Raw genomic sequence first — 18,699 nt, 5'->3', positions numbered from 1 at the left:
AAATGATGCGATATAGAATCAGAAATGATGCTATATCAGATCATGATGCCAAGCTATAGGAAGCCTTTCGGTCAGTTTGTCAAGAGGGCGCATAAGCCACTCCCCAAGTGGCCATTGAGGACGAAGTAGAGGTCGTTTGTAGCAACCCGGATATCGGGGAGCCAAAGGTAGGAGACCTGGCCGGAATCTGGGTCCACAAGTTTAGGTTCCGGAGCCAAGAATACTTAGTCGCCTATCGGCCGCCAACGCCAGAGCAACGAGCCGAAGGAGTCGATGTCGAGTTGTTGATGATTGATTTTTACCAAGTGGGCTCGCACGAGAATTTCTACGCGCAGCTCAAGCTGTACTCGAAGGCAGAGAGGAAATGATGAGCACCATGACTGCAGTAGAACTGATGGAGACCCTCGGCAAGATGCCTGCCCGGGAGCGTGTGAAGTTCTTCACGCTGGTGGGGCAACAAGCATTCTCCGGTGGTAACCTGAGCCACGAAGAAGTCTTTGGCCACCTTGCCGACAATGAGTTCACGGCTGCCGAAGCCGCTGAGTACCTGGAAGTGTCAATGCCAACCTTCCGACGCTATGTGCAGGCTAAGAAGCTGGTCGCTAGCAGCGAGATTGGCCGCAGCCAACTGTTCGCTGTCTCCAACCTGAAGGCATTCAAACGCCAGTTGAAAGCCGTCAAACGCTGAGATTCTGGTATCCAGAGAAAAAGCGCGCCCAAGCGCCCTTTTTCTTTTTCGGTACTATCGGCGTCGCCAACCACTTCTGCGCGACCGTGAGGCTCGTGCTCCGACTCTGGCCTTGACTGTCTCCCGCGTGCGGCGCTTAGGAACGTCGCGACAGCACTACACTGGCGCTCGACCGGTGCGCCCCATCGCTAGCACCAGTTGGTCGCGGGAATACGAGAGCAGAACCCATCCGGCGCAATTGGAGTACCGTGTGACCATTTGGATAGACAGGAGGCCTCGCCCTCGACGGCCTTCGAGTATGTGCTCTGGTCAATTGACTTACCGATGGGCATTCGGCTCGTCATGCTTGTCAAACGCCGGATTGGCACCGTCTTTGGAATGCATCCATGCGGCATGCTCAGCCTTCTGTTGCTTTACCGTCTGCTCGCTGGGTGGGTACTCGCCGTTCTTCTTGATGAACGTTCCGTCGTGTTTGGACTTTGCGAGCTCCTTCTTGACCTCCGCACGGCTGCGACCTTGTGAGGAATCGCTGCTGCCTTGCGCAAAGGCGGGCGCCGCGATGCTGGCCGATAGAACGATGGCAAATGCGATACCTTTCATTTTATTGACTCCTGCTCCGGCTGATGCCAAATATGTGGCTTTAGGTGATTGAATCGACTATGCGATCGGGGATAGTCGCCTGCCCATTTATAGCGCTCACAGCTTGCTGTCTCGTTGACGGTTCATGACAAGTTCGTAAAGTTCATCGCAAGCGGTCTGCGCAGTTCGCACTGGACGCCCCTGCTTTTTCGATATTTGCAGAACTCGGAGAACAATAAGCGCGAAGCCGGCTGCAATGACGGTAGTCGTCGCATGCCCCATTCCGGCAGCCAGGACAATCACAGCAGCGATCCAGATGTTGGCGGCGGTCACGAAGCCCCTTGTATGCGTCCCATTGTCAGGCGTCAGGATGGCGCCACCCGCACAGAGGAACCCAATGCCCGATGTCAGTCCCTGAAGGACGCGGCTCATGTCGGCGAGTGCACGTCCGCCTGGAGAGGCATCAGGACAAAGATGCGGGCGCCCAGCGCCACGAGCATATGAGTGCGGACGCGGGCGGATTTTCCAGAATTCTCACGCTTATGCCCAGTAAGTCCCCCCAAGACGACGGATACCGTCATCCGCGTCCGGGCGACCGCTCGTATGGCTTCGGCGGCACCAGCTAGATCGGAGAACTCCGAACTCAATGTGCGAAGGGTGTCGTTCATGATTGTGCAAGTCTCCGACTGGGCGCTGATAATGGCCGCGACAGTCAATTTTTTCGATGATGACGCTCGGATTGCTGAGCCATGATGCGGCGCGATTCGGGGCGATGGGAAAGATTAACGACGTATTACATTTTGGCAATAAAGCCTCGTAGACGAGGGCCTACTTTAGAATACTGGCCATTAGCGCTCGTTTCGTGTGAGTTACTGTCCAAAGACGGTGCGCGCGATTTCCTCTCCCAGCCCCTGACAGCATGACCGATTCTTCCATTTTCGCTTCACAGCCCGCCGGCCTCCCGAAGACGCCGGACGAATTTTTGACCCGTCATCGTATTGGCGTTTGGCGTGTCGTCGTAGCATTCGTCCCGGCAAGCCTGCTCTGCGGTCATTCTCGGTGGGACGGTAAGTGAGTCTGGCCGCCAATGCTGACGCCGGGAATGGTCGGAGTGAGCCTGGCCACGGTCGGATGGCTCCGCTGCTCGCTATACCCTCCAGGGCGCAAGAACAATACCTGTCACATCGGGTCCATTTCGCTCTGCCGGCATCCGCTCCATATGTGCAACATCCTGGGCATCGTCGGATCGAGCCCGATGACTGAATCGCTGATGGTTACGGCTGTCCTGACGTCTGCGTTTGTGCTGATGTCCCCGGCTGTCATCCGGACAGATGGTCGCTTTCTTTCGTCTGCGTTTCTTGAGTTCGCGGAGTATGTTCGTCGCATACCAGCGTTTTTCCCCCAACTGTCGTTGTGTCGGGGAAAATCAACATGGCCGGCCCATATATCCTCGTTCCAACGGAACATTGCCGACTCTGTCTGGTTTCTCAGCCTATCCGTGGTCGTGGAATCGTTTGACCTCTTCCATAAGACCGGAGTCCTTCGGGCCGTCATGACGCGGGCCTGATGCTAGACGCCGGGCCCGCTCAACACTGCATACTTGCGCAACCATGCACTACGATCACGTGTCCGATTCTGTTGTTTTCAGCATGGTCATTATGTTGATCGGCCTAGTGGCCCTCTATGTGGGGTTCGCCGCATACCTACGATGGAAGTACGGGCCGACACCGAAGCGCAAGGACGATGAGAGCAGCAAGCGCCGCTCGAAAACGAGCAGGCGAAGGCGGTAATCGTAATCTGATCTTAATGCTAGTGATCGTGGATTCATGTAGACTTCGTCAACGGCCAAGCCGGCAATACTCCACCTCCGAGCCCCGTACCTTCGCCCCGAAATGCGACGTTTCGCCCTGATCTTCGTGCTGCTTATTCTGCCATTCCAGTTCTCCTGGGCGGCAGCCGCACGCTATTGTCAGCACGAGAAGGCGGCAGCCGTGTGGCACCTCGGGCACCACGAACACCGACATCAGCAACCGGAAGGTAAGGCCGATGTTGAGAAGAAGTCGGTCGTGGATACTGACTGCGGTGTGTGTCACCTTGCTTCCCTCCAATTTGTCCATGGACAGGCGCAGGGCATGCCGACTGCGAAACGCGTCGAAGTGACCAATTGCCAGCACGGATTCGCCTTCACATCGTTGAACGCTAGGGAACCCGACCGTCCTCAGTGGCAGCGTCTCGCTTGATCGGCGAGACGACGACTCTATTTCTCCTTTCGTCGCTCGCCGAATTCTCCTGGTCAAAAACCCTGGTGCAATTCGATGCGAAGACTATTTCTGCCGCTCGGGCTGACGGTAGCATTTCTCAGCCCAAACTTTGCTGTAGCGCAATCTGATACCGGCACGTCTGCCGCGCCCGCGTTTCCCATGGAAGCAACGGGGCCGTTGACACTCGAAGCCGCGTTATCGCTGGCTGCAGGAAGCAATTTCAGCTTGTCCGCTGCGGCCAAGGAACTGGATTCCACGGAAGGTGGGATCATGCAGGCAAGGGTTATTCCCAACCCCGAACTCCAGACGCTGGTCGAAGACACGCGGAAGTCCACCCGCACATCCACCGCGCAGATGAATATCCCGATCGAACTGGGCGGGAAGCGATCGGCCCGTATCAATGCTGCGGAAAGGACGCGCGAACTGGCGCAGGCAACGCTAGCTGGCGTTCGCGGCGACATCCGGGCGCAAGTGATAGAGAGCTTCTTTGCCGTCTTGATAGCGCAGGAGCGCATCAAGTTGGCGACAGGCTCCGCAGATATCGCTGTACGGGGCGCACAAGCCGCCTCACGTCGCGTGGCAGCCGGCAAGATCTCCCCTGTTGATGAAACCAAGGCGCGCGTGGAGCAGGCCAATGCCGAACTCGAACTGGCAGAAGCGACTGCCAGCCTGCAGTCTGCCCGCCAGGCTCTGACAGCGCTGTGGGGAAACGCGGCGCCGCAGTTTGCCGAAGCACAGGGCAACCTGGACGCGCTCCCATCCAGGCCGGCACCAGAAATTCTCCAGAAGGAACTCGAGAACTCGCCGCTGGTGGCTGCCAGTCGTGCTGAGCTCGATCGTCGCCAGGCGTTGATAAATGTTGAGCGAAGCCGCCAGTATCCGGACCTGACTGTCAGTCTTGGCGCCAAGCGTGATTCCGAGGCAAATCGGAATATGGCAGTAATAGGCGTGGCGATCCCTCTGCCGCTCTTTGACCGGAACCAGGGCAATCTGTACTCGGCCATTCGCCAGGCTGACAAGGCACAGGATGAATATCTGGCCAATCGGGTCAGACTGACACGAAACCTTCTGGCTGCTTCGAACCAGCTTTCGGTCTCCCGCGCCTCCGCGCAAACACTGAAGCAAACCGTCCTGCCTGGGGCGGAACAAGCTTTTAACGCGGCCACCATCGGCTTTGAGGCTGGCAAATTCAACTATCTGGACGTCCTGGATGCGCAGCGCACGCTTTTCCAGGCACGCATCCGCTATCTCGGGGTGCTTGGACAAACCTATCAGGCGGCGACCACGATCGATCGCATTCTGGGACGTTAAGGCGGGAACTCAACAAACATGGTTATTTCAAATAAACAAAAGGCTGCTATCGCAGCCATCGTGTTGGTGGGCGGCGTCACGACCGGCGCCGTGCTGCTGAGCGGTCGGTCCGGCACCGCAGAACAGAGCGGACACTCCGAAACCAACGGGCATCGCGACAACGAGCATCATGGCAAGCAGGCGGAGAACGCTGAGCACAAAGACGACAAATCACACGGTGACGGCGAGCATCACGAAGTCAAAAAGGGCGTCAACGGTGGCGCGCTCTTCTCCCGTGATGGCTACGATGTGGAAATCGGCACCGCCGAATCGAAGGGCGAAGCTCGCATCCGTGTCTGGGTCAGCAAGTCAGGTAAGGCCGTGGATAAGGGTGTGGCCGGCACTGGTCAACTTGTGCGGGCTACGGGTGAAACGCAGGCCCTCAAATTCGTGGTCTCCGGCGATGCGCTGGAAAGCCAGCAGCCTGTTGCAGAGCCCCACGTCTTCGACGTGACGGCAGATGTCACTCTGCCCGGTTCCACGACGCCGTTGGCCGTCAAGCTTTCCAAGGAAGAAGGAAAGATCGAGTTGACGGCCGACCAGGTAGCCAAGACCGGGGTGGTTGTACAGACGGCCGGCTCGGCCAAGGTTCAAGCAGGTGTCCAGTTCCCGGGTGAGATTCGCTTCAACGAGGACAAGACGGCTCACGTTGTGCCGCGTCTGGCTGGCGTGGTGGAGAGCGTTCCGGCCAACATCGGACAGCAGGTCAAGAAGGGACAGGTTCTTGCCGTTATCGCGAGCACCGGGCTCTCCGATCAGCGCAGCGAACTGCTCGCTGCGCAGAAGCGCCTGGATCTGGCGCGCGTCACCTACGACCGCGAAAAGAAACTGTGGGAACAGAAGATCTCTGCGGAACAAGATTATCTGGCCGCCCGTAACGCGTTGCAGGAAGCCCAGATCAGTGTCCAGAACGCCCAGCAGAAGTTGACGGCCATTGGTGCCAGCAACAACTCTACCGCACTGAACCGCTATGAACTGCGTGCGCCGTTCGACGGCATGATCGTCGAGAAGCATATCTCCCTCGGCGAAGCCGTCGCGGACAACGCCAACGTTTTCACACTGTCGGACCTGTCATCTGTCTGGGCCGAGTTTGTGGTATCGGCCAAGGACCTCGAGCGGGTGCGCATTGGTGAGAAGGCCTCGATCAACTCCGCATCGTCGGACGTGAAGGCGGGTGGCACTGTTTCATACGTGGGTTCGCTTTTGGGTGAACAGACGCGGACGGCGAAGGCCCGCGTAACATTGACCAATCCGCAGATGGCGTGGCGACCGGGTTTGTTTGTCACAGTCGATGTCTTCGGCGCAGATGTCGAAGTACTGGTTGCGGTTCGGACCGAAGCCGTCCAAGACATTGATGGCGAGAGCGTCGTGTTTGTTGCCGTGCCAGGAGGTTTCGTGCCACAGCCGGTGAAGATTGGTCGCACGAACGGAAAGGTCGTCGAGATCGTCGAGGGCCTGAAGCCGGGTGCACGCTACGCGGCCGCCAACAGCTTTGTTCTGAAGGCCGAACTTGGCAAATCCAGTGCCGAACACGGCCATTGATACGGGGGAAACAGCAATGTTTGAACGTATCATTCGCTTCGCCATCGAGCAGCGATGGCTGGTCTTGCTCGCCGTGTTTGGAATGGCCGGGCTGGGAATCTTCAACTACAACAAGCTCCCGATCGACGCCGTCCCTGACATTACCAACGTTCAGGTCCAGGTCAATACCTCAGCACCGGGCTACTCGCCACTGGAAACCGAGCAGCGCGTCACATATCCGATTGAGGTGGTGATGGCCGGCTTGCCGGGTCTGGAACAGACCCGTTCGCTGTCCCGCTATGGCCTGTCGCAGGTCACGGTCATCTTCCAGGATGGCACGGACATCTATTTCGCGCGACAACTCGTCAACCAGCGCATCCAGGAAGCCAAGGATAACTTGCCTGAGGGCGTTGTGCCGGCGATGGGTCCTATTTCCACCGGTCTTGGCGAAATCTATCTGTGGACCGTCGAAGCCGAGGAAGGGGCCCGCAAAGCCGATGGGAAAACCTATACACCCACAGACCTGCGTGAAATTCAGGATTGGGTGGTGCGGCCGCAACTCCGTAACGTGCCGGGTGTGACGGAAATCAACACGATCGGCGGGTTCAATAAGCAGTACCTCGTTGCGCCGAGTCTCGAACGGTTGGCCTCGTATGGGCTGACCCTGACCGACGTCGTCAATGCGCTGAACAAGAACAACGACAACGTTGGGGCAGGCTACATCGAGCGCCGGGGTGAGCAATACTTGGTTCGTGCGCCTGGTCAAGTCGCGTCAGAGGACGACATCCGCAACATTATTGTTGGCACGGCGCAGGGTCAGCCGATCCGCATCCGCGACATAGGCGATGTGGAGATCGGCAAGGAACTGCGCACGGGTGCGGCGACCGAGAATGGCAGGGAGGTCGTGCTTGGGACGGTGTTCATGCTGATTGGCGAGAACAGCCGGGCTGTGTCGCAGGCGGTCGATGAAAAGGTGGCCGCCATTAATCGCACGATGCCCGAAGGCGTAAAGATCGTGACGGTGTATGACCGCACGCGGCTGGTCGACAAGGCCATCGCTACGGTCAAGAAGAACCTTCTTGAAGGCGCGGTGCTCGTCATTGTGATCCTCTTCCTCTTCCTGGGGAACATCCGTGCGGCGCTGATCACTGCGATGATCATTCCGCTGGCGATGTTGTTCACCTTCACAGGAATGGTGAACTACAAGATCAGCGCTAACCTGATGAGCTTGGGCGCCCTCGACTTCGGCATCATCATCGACGGCGCGGTGGTGATTGTCGAAAACTGTGTGCGACGGCTGGCACATGCACAAGAGCATCATAGGCGCCCATTGACGCGCACCGAACGGTTCCACGAGGTGTTCGCGGCAGCGAAGGAGGCACGTCGCCCGCTGATCTTCGGTCAGCTCATCATCATGATCGTCTACTTGCCGATCTTTGCGCTGACCGGTGTGGAAGGCAAGATGTTCCATCCGATGGCTTTCACTGTCGTGCTGGCACTGCTCGGCGCGATGATTCTCTCTGTGACATTTGTGCCGGCTGCGGTGGCGCTGTTCATCGGTGAGCGCGTAGCGGAAAAAGAAAACCGCCTCATGCTGTGGGCGAAGCGTCGCTATGAGCCACTGCTGGAGAAGTCACTGGTTAACACTCCAGTCGTTCTGACGTTTGCGGCAGTGTCCATCGTTCTATGCGTGGCCATTGCAGCGCGGCTGGGTAGCGAGTTCATTCCGAGTCTGAATGAAGGCGATATCGCCATCCAGGCGCTGCGCATCCCTGGCACGAGCCTCTCGCAGTCCGTGGAGATGCAGAAGCAGATCGAAACGACGCTGAAGGCGAAATTCCCTGAGATCGATCGGGTTTTTGCGCGTACCGGTACCGCGGAGATTGCGTCCGACCCGATGCCACCGAACATCTCTGATGGCTACATCATGCTCAAACCAGTGAAGGACTGGCCGGAGCCGAAGAAGACGCATGCTGAACTGCTGTCGGCCATTCAGGCGGAGGCCAACAGGATTCCTGGGAATAACTACGAGTTCTCCCAGCCGATCCAGTTGCGCTTCAACGAACTGATCTCCGGGGTTCGCTCCGACGTTGCCGTCAAGATCTTCGGTGACGACAACAACGTTCTTAACGAAACCGCCAAGAAGGTAGCGGCGGTGTTGCAGAGCATTCAGGGCGCCCAAGAGGTCAAGGTGGAGCAAACCACCGGCCTGCCGATGCTGACGGTCAAGATCGATCGGGACAAGGCCGCGCGATACGGTCTCAACATGAGCGATGTGCAAGACGCCGTGGCAACAGGCGTGGGCGGTCGCGAATCCGGTACCTTCTTCCAAGGTGATCGCCGTTTCGATATCGTGGTTCGCCTGCCCGAGGCCGTGCGCGGAGAGGTAGAGGCTTTGCGCCGCTTGCCGATTCCGTTGCCCAAGGGGGTGGATGCGAAGACGACGTTTATCCCATTGAGCGAAGTGGCCACGCTGGAGATGGCTCCCGGTCCCAACCAGATCTCGCGGGAAAACGGAAAGCGCCGCATCGTGATCAGTGCCAACGTGCGTGGACGCGATATCGGCTCCTTTGTGCCCGAGGCGGAAGCGGCCATTCAAAGCCAGGTCAAGATCCCGGCCGGCTATTGGACGACATGGGGGGGAACCTTCGAGCAGTTGCAGTCGGCGACCACCCGCCTGCAGGTGGTAGTGCCCGTGGCACTGCTACTGGTGTTCGTGCTGTTGTTCGCGATGTTCAACAATATCAAGGATGGCCTGCTGGTCTTCACGGGCATTCCCTTTGCACTGACGGGCGGTATCCTGGCACTTTGGCTACGTGGCATTCCGATGTCGATTACCGCGGCAGTGGGATTTATCGCACTGTGCGGTGTGGCGGTGCTTAACGGCCTGGTGATGCTGTCGTTCATCCGATCGCTGCGTGAAGAAGGTCATTCCCTGGACTCCGCGGTCCGGGTGGGTGCGCTGACTCGACTGCGCCCGGTGCTGATGACAGCGCTGGTGGCTTCGCTGGGCTTTGTCCCGATGGCCATCGCGACAGGTACAGGCGCTGAGGTCCAACGCCCCCTCGCAACCGTGGTGATCGGCGGCATCTTATCCTCCACGGCGCTGACGCTGCTGGTGTTGCCGGTGCTCTACCGCCTTGCCCACCGCAAGGACGAGGACGCCGAAGACACACGCGTGGAGGTTGCTCAACAGGAGCAACCTGACCAGGGCCATCAGCCGGCATAACGTACACCGGGGCGGTCTTCGGATCGCCTCATCTTTTTCTAGGAGGTTCTATGGGTGCAGGACACTCTCATGATCAATTCAGTGGCAACGAGAGATCCCTCAAGATTGCGCTTGCACTGACCGGTACGTTCCTGATTGCCGAGGTAGTGGGCGGTGTTATGACGAAGAGCCTGGCATTGATCTCCGACGCCGCGCACATGCTCACTGACACGGTTGCTCTGGCGATCGCGATTGCAGCGATCTCCATAGGGAAGCGTCCGGCTGACAAGAGACGCACGTTCGGGTATTACCGCTTCGAGATTCTCGCCGCGGCTTTCAACGCGCTGCTGCTGTTCGGCGTCGCGGTCTACATTCTGTACGAAGCCTACGTGCGCTTGAAGTCGCCTCCGCAGATTGAATCGACGGGCATGTTGATCGTGGCGGTGCTGGGCCTGATTATCAATACTATCAGTATGCGCATGCTGTCGTCGGGGCAAAGCACCAGCCTGAATGTCAAGGGGGCCTACCTTGAAGTATGGAGCGACCTGCTTGGCTCCGTGGGCGTGATTGCCGGCGCGATCATCATCCGCTTCACCGGATGGGCCTGGGTGGACTCGGCCATTGCCGTACTGATCGGGCTGTGGGTATTGCCGCGGACATGGATCCTGCTCACGTCCAGTCTAAATGTACTGCTCGAAGGCGTGCCCGATGACGTGGACCTGGCGAAGGTCGAAGCCAAGATCCTCACCACGCGCGGCGTCAAGAGCTTCCATGATCTTCATATCTGGGCACTGACTAGCGGCAAAGCCAGTTTGACGGTTCATGTCGTCAACGATACCGCTGTCAATCCCGAGATGGAGGTTTTGCCTGAACTGAAGCAGATGCTGGCCAAGGAGTTCGATATCACCCATGTGACCATCCAGTTCGAGCTTTCGTCCTGCGAACTAGCGGATGTTGCACAGCACTTCAACGCGTCACCGGCATTGGTCGGATCAAAATCGCACGTTACAGGAGGAGACTAACGGTGCGTGTACTAGTTATAGAAGATGAGCCGCGAACCGCGGAGTATTTACAGAAGGGGCTGACAGAGTCGGGATTTGTCGTCGACATTGCGGATAACGGAAGCGATGGCATTCACATGGCGGAAGAGACGGAATACGACGCTATCATTCTCGACGTCATGCTGCCGGGTACGGACGGTTGGACAGTGATCAAGTCGATACGCTCGAAATCCGAGACGCCAGTGCTGTTTTTGACGGCATTGGATGATGTCGCGGATCGTGTCCGGGGGTTCGAACTCGGGGCGGATGATTATCTCGTCAAGCCATTCGCCTTTGCTGAGTTGCTCGCGCGCATCCGGCGCTGCCTCCGGCAAAGCACATCTAAGGAGTCCGAGCGGCTACGCATCGCGGATCTGGACGTCGACGTCCTTGGTCGTCGGGTCTTCCGAGGTGCGATCCGGATCGAGTTGACCAACCAGGAGTTTTCGTTGCTGCATCTGCTCATGCGGCGACGAGGCGAGGTGTTATCGCGGACCACCATCGCGTCCCAGGTCTGGGACGTGAACTTCGACACGGACACCAACGTCGTCGACGTTGCCATCCGGCGCCTACGCTCTAAGCTTGATGACCCGTTCGACCAGAAGCTGATCCACACGGTAAGGGGTATGGGGTATGTTCTCGACCCAGAACGCGGTCGATGAAGGGTTGCGCCGCAGGAAATCCGTGACACCGCTATCACTTACGAGCCGCCTCGGACTGTTCTTTGCACTAGTGCTGTCCATCGCACTGGCCAGCATGGGTGCATTTGCTTATTATTCGCTGGCCGCACAACTTGAGGCCAGGGACGGGGCGGTCGTAAAGGGAAAACTGGAGCAGGTCGAGCATTTTTTACGCGAGGTCGATGGGGTGCAAGGTGTCCCTGCAGCGCAGCACCGATTCGATGACCTGATACGTGGCTACACGGACCTCATCGTCCGTGTAGCCGCACAAGACGGCCGGATATTGTTTCGAACCGGTAATGATGCACTGCTTCAACTGGATTCTAGCGATGCCACGACCGCACAGAAGTCGTCGTTGATGATCCAGTCCGCTGATGCGGTGCTGGGTAAGGATGGGACGCAGGTGATTGTGGTAGTCGGAAAATCCGGCGATGACAGGAAGCAGGTTACGGCGAGATTCCGCACCACGCTCATACTTGGTACCACCGTTGGCGTAATATTGACGGCAATGGTGGGCGCCGCCATTACGCGCCGCGAGCTGGAGCCGGCTCACGCGCTGATCAAGCAGATTAACAGGATCAGTGTGGAGCGGCTCAGCTATCGGGTGGACACGCCACCGGCACCGACAGAGGTGCAGGATATTGCCATGGCGTTCAATGCCATGCTGCAGCGTCTTGAGGATGGATATCAGAAGCTGTCGCGATTCTCGGCGGACCTCGCGCATGATTTGCGTACACCGCTCAACAACCTTATCGGACATGCGGAGGTCGCGCTGTCACGCGAGCGTTCAGGCCCCGAGTATGTCGTCTTGGTTGAGGAAAGCCTGCTCGAGTATCAGCGGCTTGCCAGGATGATCGATGCAATGTTGTTCCTCGCGCGGGCCGACAGTGCCAAGGTGGCGCTCGAGTTAACGGTAATTCAATTGAATGCAGAGCTACGCAAGTTGTCAGCCTATTTCTCGGTACTCGCAGAGGAGCGAAGTGTCGAGATCAGGGTGAGTGGTGATGCAACCTTGGTCGCTGATGCGATTCTCTTCCAGCGCGCTATCAACAACGTGCTGTCGAATGCGGTGCGACATGCACGACCTGGTTCTCCAATCAATTTGATCGTGCGCCGCGAAGCTGAGTATTGCTGCATCGATGTAATCAACATCGGAAATTCGATTCCAGAGCCGGAACTATCGCTCATCTTTGATCGATTCTTCCGAGGAGACAGGGCAAGATCCAACTCATCGCAGTCCACGGGATTGGGACTTGCCATCGTCCGGTCCATCATGGAGCTTCATGGCGGAGATGCCCAAGTCGTAAGCGGCCCGGATGGAAAGACGCGTTTTACATTGCGCTTCCCCATCGACGGAGCTCAGGCATCGGCACGGTCGGCCGGTGGCCGGCTCAGCCAAGGCCGCTCAGTCGTTGGGTAGGGACCAGATTGAGCGCCATTACCTATCTGTAATCCCTGGGCAAGACTGTAGACGGAGTGCAGCTCGTACACTCGTTTTCATAGATCAACGACATTTCTATGAAGGAGATGATCATGAAGGCGAAGAGATCTGCCTTGCTGTTTGTGGCGATTATGTTGGGCGGGATGTCGGCGTTGTACGCAATGGAAGAGCACGGCTCGAAGGCTAGTGTGTCTGCTTCGGCCGAGCAAGCGGCGTCGAAGCGTCACGCCGCCTTGTTCGGTGATCAAGCCGATCCTTCCGGCGTGACTCGCATTGTCGACGTGAAGTCAGGGCTGCGGTACGTCAACGTTGACTCTGGCGAGACGGTCGCATTTCGGGCCGGAGAGCAGGTCTCCGCTTGGACCTTCGCACAGATGATCAAGGACACGAGCGTCGACCTTGGCTTGTTGTTGCCAGACCTGCCAGGTAGCGCTGGCGTGCGCGTCTACATTGATAGGAGCGACCTCTTCACAGGTGGTTGAGCGTCGTTGGGAAGATGAACTGCAAGTCCCGCCAAATGCGGGGCTTTCTCCATGTTGTATAAGTGCCATTTCCGCGACCTGGCGATGCACAGTAAAGCGTGGAATCGACGGGTTGGACAAAAAAAATTGTCTACTTTGCGGAGACAAGCTTCGAAATCTTTCGCTGTCGGGCCGGAGCGAAACGGCACCAGGAGCCAAGCAACTGACCGATTCTCCCCTCACAGGGTCGGTCTGTACTCAGTGTGTGGCCGTGCGTCAAATCCCGTGTGCACCGTCGGTGAACACGTCACGCGTGTCGAGGCGTGCACCATCGGAGTAGATGTTGCTGACTGCTGCACGTCCCCCGTCGGTGTACGGGTCGCGCGGGCGGTGGATCTGTCCTTCAGGCGTTGCAGCAATGGCCGAACCGGCGGCAGCAATCATGAGGGCAGTAGCGACCAGGGCAGTGTGGATCGTCTTCATGGAATCTCTCCGGAGTCAATATTCGTGAGTCTTTAATCGCTCACAGTTTTCATAGTCTAGCGATCGGATCTGATCCACTGGATTACTTGCGTATTACGATCTTGTCATAAAAAAATGCCTCCCGGTGGGAGGCAAAAACTCTCTTGAATTAACAAGAAAGTGTCGATCCTATTAAGGCGGTTCAGAACTTGTGGCGTACGCCTACGATAACGCCGGTTTGGTCCTTGCCAGGAACAACATTATTCGGGCTTCCCGTCGCCGAGTTGAAGCCGTTCATGCCAAGTTGGGAGTTTCCGCGGTTCAACGCGTAGCCAACGTTCATATATACATCGGTGCGCTTCGAGAACGCATAGTCTCCCGAGGCAACGAAGAGGAGCGGGTCTGCGCCCGAGTTGCGGCTGTCGGTGTAATAGGCCGCCCCCGTCAGCGTCAACGCCGGCGTCAGCCCGTAGCGCAGACCGGCCCAATACAGGTTCGAACCGTTCGTGGGAAGCGTGCCGACATTGCCGTTGTACCATCGATAGCCGATGAACGCCTTCGCCGGGCCAAACGCGTAGGAAGCACCAACGAGTGCGCGGCGATCTTTGCGATCTGCCGTTGCGACGGAAGTGCCTTGGAATTCGTCATACACCGCGCCAACCGCCAGCGCACCGGTTTCGTACATGAGCGACACGCCCATGTTGCGGTCAACTTTGTAGTTGCCCGGCACTTCACCACCGCCGGTGCGGCTGAAGCTGTAGAGACCGCTGACTGTCAGGCCGCTGAACGTGCCACGGTATTTGACAGCGTTATCCGCGCGGCCTGCCAAGACGTCATCCATCTTGTAGAGCGAGTAGCGCGGCGCGAAACCCATCGGATCGAGTTGCAGCGTGGTGTCATATAGAGGCGTGGTCTGGCGGCCAAGTGTCAGCGCGCCGTACTTGCTGCTCAGGCCAACGAAAGCGCCGCGATCGAACAGGCGCGTGCTGTTGTTCTGTGCGCCGGTATCGAACGAAATGCCGCTTTCCAGCTCGAAGATGGCCTTCAGGCCGCCGCCGAGATCTTCAACGCCACGCATGCCCCAGCGCGACGTCGACATGTTGCCGGAGCTCATGCGAACCTGGCTTGAACCACCAGACGAAGCAGACGGAACGTTGCTCAGATACTCGATGCCTGCGTCGGCGACACCGTACAGCGTCACGCTGGATTGGGCGAAGGCTGTTGTGGCAAACAGACCGAGCGTTGCGACGGTAATGCGACCAATCTTCATGGATTCTCCTCAGTAGGGCTCGAAAGAATTTTCGTAGGGCGAGTATAGAAATCCGCAGATGACGCTCAGATTGCATTGCAATTACACTGAGTCACTTCGTGGTCAAAAGGCGACATAAGGCGCGCACCATGGAAGGCCATCATTGAAAATACTTCAAGGAAATGGAAGCTTCGTTTTTTTACCTCGATACCAACATTGCGAATTGGTAATGGGAAACTCGTGAAAAGGGGGCGTTGCTCTAGCGATAGAGTCAAATGTTGCTGGAATACGCTGCATGCTCCGAACTAGTTGGATATTCGAGATGGGCATCCCTTACATCGCCAAGTTGACCCGTAGTCAAGACAGCGTTCACGAGCAGGCGCTGAGACTCCGGACGCGGAAGTTTGAACTGTTATCTGCAAACATCGCGAATGCGGACACACCGAATTACAAGGCGCGTGACATCGACTTCAGTGCCGAGTTGGAGCGGGTGATGGGAAGTGGACAGAATTTTTCCGGGATGACGATGACCTCGTCGCGGCATATTGAAGCCAGCAAACCGACGCTGCAGGAGGATCTCCTGTATCGGGTGCCGCTTCAGTCGAGCATAGACGGCAACACCGTGGAGATAGACGTCGAGCGCGTGGCGTTTGCGGAGAATACGCTTCGCATGCGGTTCTCCATTCAGAGGACTGCAGACGAGTACAAGGACATCCTCAAGCTCTACCAGAACATGCGGCCGTAGTGGTTGCTCGTACTATCGGCCAGTTGGCATAGGTCTGCTTGAAGCGCTGGAGGTGTCTTTGGGAGGGTCTTTGGGAGTCGGCTCGGGTGTACTGGCTGGTGATTGCTGCTTCGACGGGTGCTTGGCGGTGCGATGTCTGGGATTGGCTGCCCGAGCCAGCAGATACCTATATGGCGCACATCCGTATGCTCGCTGCTCGGTGGTGGCATCCCACGTTGGGTGCTGCCGGCAGAAATTGCTATCCGCGCCAGCAGGAACAGGCGACACGTAGATTAGCAGGGCGGAGTAGGCAACGGCGCAGATCATGTAAGGGGTTCCGGAACGCGTTGCGCGCAGACCGTGTCATCCACACGATAGTACGCCCAGATGGCCGCCAGATTACCGATGTATTACGGACCTGCAATGTGATGGTGAGAAGTTGGCCGGACGGAAGAAATGCGAGGCACACTGATTGCTAATAGTGCACGCAATAACTGCCATTTCAGACTAACTGGAGCCCGCGACAATGACCAAAAAGCTGCGATTGGATATCCCGATACTGCTTCCCGACGTTCCCGATTCCTCGGACCCCTGTGTCGAGCGGTTGCTAGCCGAGTTGCGAGCAAAGGAAGGCGTCGAAGCAGCGCACCTGAAGGTTGGAAACGTCGGTCACGGACCACAGATATGTGTCCACTACGATCCGGCCGTCATTTCCCTTTCCCGAATCCGTGAACTGATGACCAGTACCGGCGCGACGATCTCTTCGCGCTTCGGACATGCACTCTGGAAGGTAAAAGGCATTACGCATGCACGGCGCGCAAGGACCATCGCAAGCCAGTTACGTTCTTTGCCAGGTGTCATTGAGGCAGAAGTCAGTCCGGCCGGCCTAGCGCGCGTCGAGTTTGATAGCGAACAGACCTCGGCGGCAAGGGTTCAGGAGGCCTTAGGCCGGCGGGATTTGGTTCCGGTTGACAGTGGAGCACCGAAAGGCGGCGGCCATGCTGATCATGATCACGACGAAGGCGCTGAAGATCATGCGCATGGGAATGGGAAGGAGCATGTGGAGCACGGGCATGGCGGGATGTTTGGGCAGAACACTGAGCTGGTCTTCTCTGTCGTTTGCGGGGCCTTGCTCGGCACTGGATTCGCGATTGAGAAGCTGGCTGACAATGCGGCCGGCTGGATCCCGACCGTTCTCTTTGTCGGTGCATACTTCTTTGGTGGTTTCTATACCGTGCGGGAGGCCATTGAGAACCTTCGATTGAGAAAGTTCGAGATCGATACGCTGATGCTGGTTGCCGCTACCGGCGCGGCTTCCCTCGGGGCGTGGGCCGAGGGCGCACTACTTCTGTTCCTGTTCAGTCTCGGTCATGGACTCGAGCACTACGCGATGGGTCGGGCAAAGCGGGCCATCGAAGCGCTTGCCGCGCTCGCGCCTGCGACGGCCAGGGTGCGTCGCGACAGCGATGTGCGGGAGGTTCCAGTAGAGGAGTTGCGTGTCGGCGATGTGGTTGTTGTCCGGCCAAACGAACGTTTGCCGGTCGATGGGTTCTTGGTGAAAGGAACGTCCTCGGTCAATCAGGCGCCTGTAACTGGCGAGAGCATTCCGGTTGACAAGCAGCCGGTGGATGACGCCCGCACAGCAAGAAAGAAGCCAGACGCCGTCGAGGCCACCTCGCGCGTGTTCGCCGGAACCATCAATGGAGCCGGGGCCATTGAGGTAGAAGTGACACGCCTTTCCAGTGAGAGCGCATTGGCTAAAGTCGTCAAGATGGTCAATGAGGCCGAGGCGCAGAAATCGCCTAGTCAACGATTTACCGAGAAGTTCGAGCGGATTTTTGTCCCAGCGGTACTCGTGCTGGTGGCGTTGTTGCTGTTTGCGGGGATGGTCGTTGATGAGCCGTTCAGCGCCACCTTCTACCGCGCCATGGCGGTGTTGGTTGCTGCTAGCCCATGCGCGCTGGCCATCGCTACACCTAGCGCGGTCCTCTCAGGGGTGGCACGGGCGGCCCGTGGAGGGGTACTCATTAAGGGCGGTGCTCCGCTCGAGAATCTTGGTTCACTCAAGGCAATCGCATTCGATAAGACGGGAACGCTCACCGAAGGGCGTCCTCACATCACCGATGTTATTGCTGCTGACGGCATTTCCGAAAAGGAATTGCTGACGGTAGCGGTGGCCGTGGAGTCTCTTAGTGACCACCCTCTGGCCGCTGCGATAGCGCGCGATGGCCGCAAGCTCCTGAACGGCAGCGTCGTTCAAGAAGCATCGCATCTCCAGAGTCTGACCGGGCGCGGCGTAACTGCGACGTTGGACAACGAAACCGTGTGGATTGGCAAACCGGACATGTTTGGAGCCGAAGCCATTGCACCGCTGGGCGACGCGATGATGAAGGCTGCGCAGATGCTGCGCAGCAGCGGTCGCACGACCATGATCGTGAGGCACGGAGACCGGGATCTTGGCGCCATTGGTCTCATGGATACGCCTCGGGCTTCGGCACAGGCCGCTCTTCAGGCACTGCGCGATCTTGGTATTATGCGGATGATCATGATTTCGGGCGATCACCAGCGCGCTGCAGAAGCGGTTGCCAAGGAGGTGGGCATCGACGAAGCCTGGGGCGATCTGATGCCCGAGGACAAGGTCGAAGCGATTCAGAAATTGCGCGAGGAAGCCAAGGTGGCGATGGTGGGGGACGGCGTCAACGATGCCCCCGCCATGGCAAATGCTACCGTGGGCATTGCAATGGGCGCTGCAGGTTCGGACGTGGCACTCGAAACAGCCGATGTTGCACTGATGGCCGACGATCTCAAGCACCTGCCGTTTGTGGTCGGGCTCAGCCGTCACACGCGGGCCATCATCCTTCAGAACGTGTATATCAGTCTCGGCGTCGTGGCCTTCCTTCTGCCTGCGACGATTCTTGGTCTCGGTATTGGCACCGCCGTCGCGATGCACGAGGGTTCGACCCTCATTGTCGTGTTCAACGCGCTTCGGCTGCTCGCTTATCGCGAGAAGTCCAGATGATGACGTGCCGCGTCCT

At 57.9% G+C, this 18,699-nt stretch carries 15 protein-coding genes and 1 pseudogene; 12 read left to right on the top strand and 4 right to left on the bottom strand.

All coding sequences use genetic code 11. The annotated features are described in order from the left end of the window. Positions 1-107 precede the first annotated feature (107 nt). Both KF708C_RS28180 and KF708C_RS28175 read left to right on the top strand, forming a co-directional pair. The gene (locus KF708C_RS28180; RefSeq protein WP_082080016.1) at positions 108-368 is read left to right on the top strand and encodes a type II toxin-antitoxin system RelE/ParE family toxin; all 261 of its coding nucleotides are present in this window, start codon (positions 108-110) and stop codon (positions 366-368) included. An 8-nt stretch (positions 369-376) separates the two neighbouring features. After that, positions 377-688 (top strand): helix-turn-helix domain-containing protein, encoded by a 312-nt coding sequence (locus KF708C_RS28175; protein ID WP_231586618.1) that lies wholly within the window; start codon positions 377-379, stop codon positions 686-688. 318 nt (positions 689-1,006) lie between these two features. On the opposite strand, the gene KF708C_RS35100 is transcribed toward KF708C_RS28175, so the two are convergent. Then, positions 1,007-1,288: a DUF4148 domain-containing protein gene (locus tag KF708C_RS35100; protein ID WP_082080014.1), complete on the bottom strand. Its 282-nt coding sequence runs from the start codon at positions 1,286-1,288 to the stop codon at positions 1,007-1,009. Positions 1,289-1,384: 96 nt separating this feature from the next. Further along, positions 1,385-1,935, bottom strand: a pseudogene (locus tag KF708C_RS35095) (MgtC/SapB family protein). 1,224 nt (positions 1,936-3,159) lie between these two features. Here KF708C_RS35095 and czcI point away from each other — a divergent pair. From czcI to KF708C_RS28125, 8 genes are all read left to right on the top strand, one after another. Then, positions 3,160-3,507, top strand: coding sequence for a cation efflux protein, CzcI family (gene czcI / locus KF708C_RS37110; RefSeq protein ID WP_156174002.1), 348 nt, complete (start codon positions 3,160-3,162; stop codon positions 3,505-3,507). Positions 3,508-3,582: 75 nt separating this feature from the next. Further along, on the top strand, positions 3,583-4,839 hold the full coding sequence (gene czcC, locus KF708C_RS28155) for a heavy metal efflux RND transporter CzcC (protein ID WP_059414508.1): 1,257 nt from the start codon (positions 3,583-3,585) through the stop codon (positions 4,837-4,839). An 18-nt stretch (positions 4,840-4,857) separates the two neighbouring features. After that, positions 4,858-6,420, top strand: coding sequence for a CzcB/NccB family metal efflux transporter periplasmic adaptor subunit (gene czcB, locus KF708C_RS28150; RefSeq protein ID WP_059414506.1), 1,563 nt, complete (start codon positions 4,858-4,860; stop codon positions 6,418-6,420). Between the two features lie 16 nt (positions 6,421-6,436). Further along, positions 6,437-9,628, top strand: coding sequence for a heavy metal efflux RND transporter CzcA (gene czcA / locus KF708C_RS28145; RefSeq protein ID WP_059414504.1), 3,192 nt, complete (start codon positions 6,437-6,439; stop codon positions 9,626-9,628). Positions 9,629-9,678: 50 nt separating this feature from the next. Continuing rightward, a complete protein-coding gene (locus KF708C_RS28140) occupies positions 9,679-10,629 on the top strand; it encodes a cation diffusion facilitator family transporter (protein WP_059414501.1) in 951 nt (316 codons plus the stop codon). A 2-nt stretch (positions 10,630-10,631) separates the two neighbouring features. Then, a complete protein-coding gene (gene czcR / locus KF708C_RS28135) occupies positions 10,632-11,309 on the top strand; it encodes a heavy metal homeostasis two-component system response regulator CzcR (protein ID WP_059414499.1) in 678 nt (225 codons plus the stop codon). Next, the gene (locus KF708C_RS28130; protein ID WP_059414497.1) at positions 11,281-12,747 is read left to right on the top strand and encodes a sensor histidine kinase; all 1,467 of its coding nucleotides are present in this window, start codon (positions 11,281-11,283) and stop codon (positions 12,745-12,747) included. The genes czcR and KF708C_RS28130 overlap by 29 nt, the downstream gene beginning before the upstream one ends. A 98-nt stretch (positions 12,748-12,845) precedes the next feature. Then, positions 12,846-13,250 carry a CzcE family metal-binding protein gene (locus KF708C_RS28125; RefSeq protein WP_269432187.1) on the top strand — a complete coding sequence of 135 codons (405 nt, stop codon included), beginning with the start codon at positions 12,846-12,848 and terminating at the stop codon, positions 13,248-13,250. A 255-nt stretch (positions 13,251-13,505) separates the two neighbouring features. Here KF708C_RS28125 and KF708C_RS35085 read toward each other — a convergent pair whose 3' ends face one another. Together KF708C_RS35085 and KF708C_RS28120 are read right to left on the bottom strand one after the other, a co-directional pair. Beyond that, complete coding sequence (locus KF708C_RS35085) at positions 13,506-13,712, bottom strand: hypothetical protein (protein WP_082080013.1); 207 nt, start codon at positions 13,710-13,712, stop codon at positions 13,506-13,508. 181 nt (positions 13,713-13,893) lie between these two features. Beyond that, positions 13,894-14,961 (bottom strand): porin, encoded by a 1,068-nt coding sequence (locus tag KF708C_RS28120; RefSeq protein WP_059414496.1) that lies wholly within the window; start codon positions 14,959-14,961, stop codon positions 13,894-13,896. Positions 14,962-15,262: 301 nt separating this feature from the next. On the opposite strand from KF708C_RS28120, the gene flgB reads away from it, so the two are divergent. Together flgB and KF708C_RS28110 are read left to right on the top strand one after the other, a co-directional pair. Further along, positions 15,263-15,685 carry a flagellar basal body rod protein FlgB gene (flgB, locus tag KF708C_RS28115; protein ID WP_059414647.1) on the top strand — a complete coding sequence of 141 codons (423 nt, stop codon included), beginning with the start codon at positions 15,263-15,265 and terminating at the stop codon, positions 15,683-15,685. Between the two features lie 505 nt (positions 15,686-16,190). After that, positions 16,191-18,683, top strand: a complete 2,493-nt coding sequence (locus KF708C_RS28110) for a heavy metal translocating P-type ATPase (RefSeq protein WP_059414494.1) — start codon at positions 16,191-16,193, stop codon at positions 18,681-18,683. The last annotated feature ends 16 nt before the right edge of the window (positions 18,684-18,699 follow it).

Origin of the sequence: Cupriavidus basilensis, from assembly GCF_000876015.1 — a bacterium.
Taxonomy (GTDB): Bacteria; Pseudomonadota; Gammaproteobacteria; order Burkholderiales; family Burkholderiaceae; genus Cupriavidus; species Cupriavidus basilensis_B.
Note: the sequence above shows the minus strand (reverse complement) of the source record. Positions and strands in the feature narration are given on the sequence as shown.

What these genes read in the sequence shown, in the direction of transcription:
- czcC (WP_059414508.1), top strand. Translation starts at nt 3,583, where the DNA reads ATGCGAAGACTATTTCTGCCGCTCGGGCTGACGGTAGCATTTCTCAGC.
- KF708C_RS28110 (WP_059414494.1), top strand. Translation starts at nt 16,191, where the DNA reads ATGACCAAAAAGCTGCGATTGGATATCCCGATACTGCTTCCCGACGTT.
- KF708C_RS28120 (WP_059414496.1), bottom strand. Translation starts at nt 14,961, where the DNA reads ATGAAGATTGGTCGCATTACCGTCGCAACGCTCGGTCTGTTTGCCACA.
- KF708C_RS35100 (WP_082080014.1), bottom strand. Translation starts at nt 1,288, where the DNA reads ATGAAAGGTATCGCATTTGCCATCGTTCTATCGGCCAGCATCGCGGCG.
- czcI (WP_156174002.1), top strand. Translation starts at nt 3,160, where the DNA reads ATGCGACGTTTCGCCCTGATCTTCGTGCTGCTTATTCTGCCATTCCAG.
- flgB (WP_059414647.1), top strand. Translation starts at nt 15,263, where the DNA reads ATGGGCATCCCTTACATCGCCAAGTTGACCCGTAGTCAAGACAGCGTT.
- KF708C_RS35085 (WP_082080013.1), bottom strand. Translation starts at nt 13,712, where the DNA reads ATGAAGACGATCCACACTGCCCTGGTCGCTACTGCCCTCATGATTGCT.
- czcB (WP_059414506.1), top strand. Translation starts at nt 4,858, where the DNA reads ATGGTTATTTCAAATAAACAAAAGGCTGCTATCGCAGCCATCGTGTTG.
- KF708C_RS28140 (WP_059414501.1), top strand. Translation starts at nt 9,679, where the DNA reads ATGGGTGCAGGACACTCTCATGATCAATTCAGTGGCAACGAGAGATCC.
- KF708C_RS28130 (WP_059414497.1), top strand. Translation starts at nt 11,281, where the DNA reads ATGTTCTCGACCCAGAACGCGGTCGATGAAGGGTTGCGCCGCAGGAAA.
- KF708C_RS28125 (WP_269432187.1), top strand. Translation starts at nt 12,846, where the DNA reads ATGAAGGAGATGATCATGAAGGCGAAGAGATCTGCCTTGCTGTTTGTG.
- KF708C_RS28175 (WP_231586618.1), top strand. Translation starts at nt 377, where the DNA reads ATGACTGCAGTAGAACTGATGGAGACCCTCGGCAAGATGCCTGCCCGG.
- czcA (WP_059414504.1), top strand. Translation starts at nt 6,437, where the DNA reads ATGTTTGAACGTATCATTCGCTTCGCCATCGAGCAGCGATGGCTGGTC.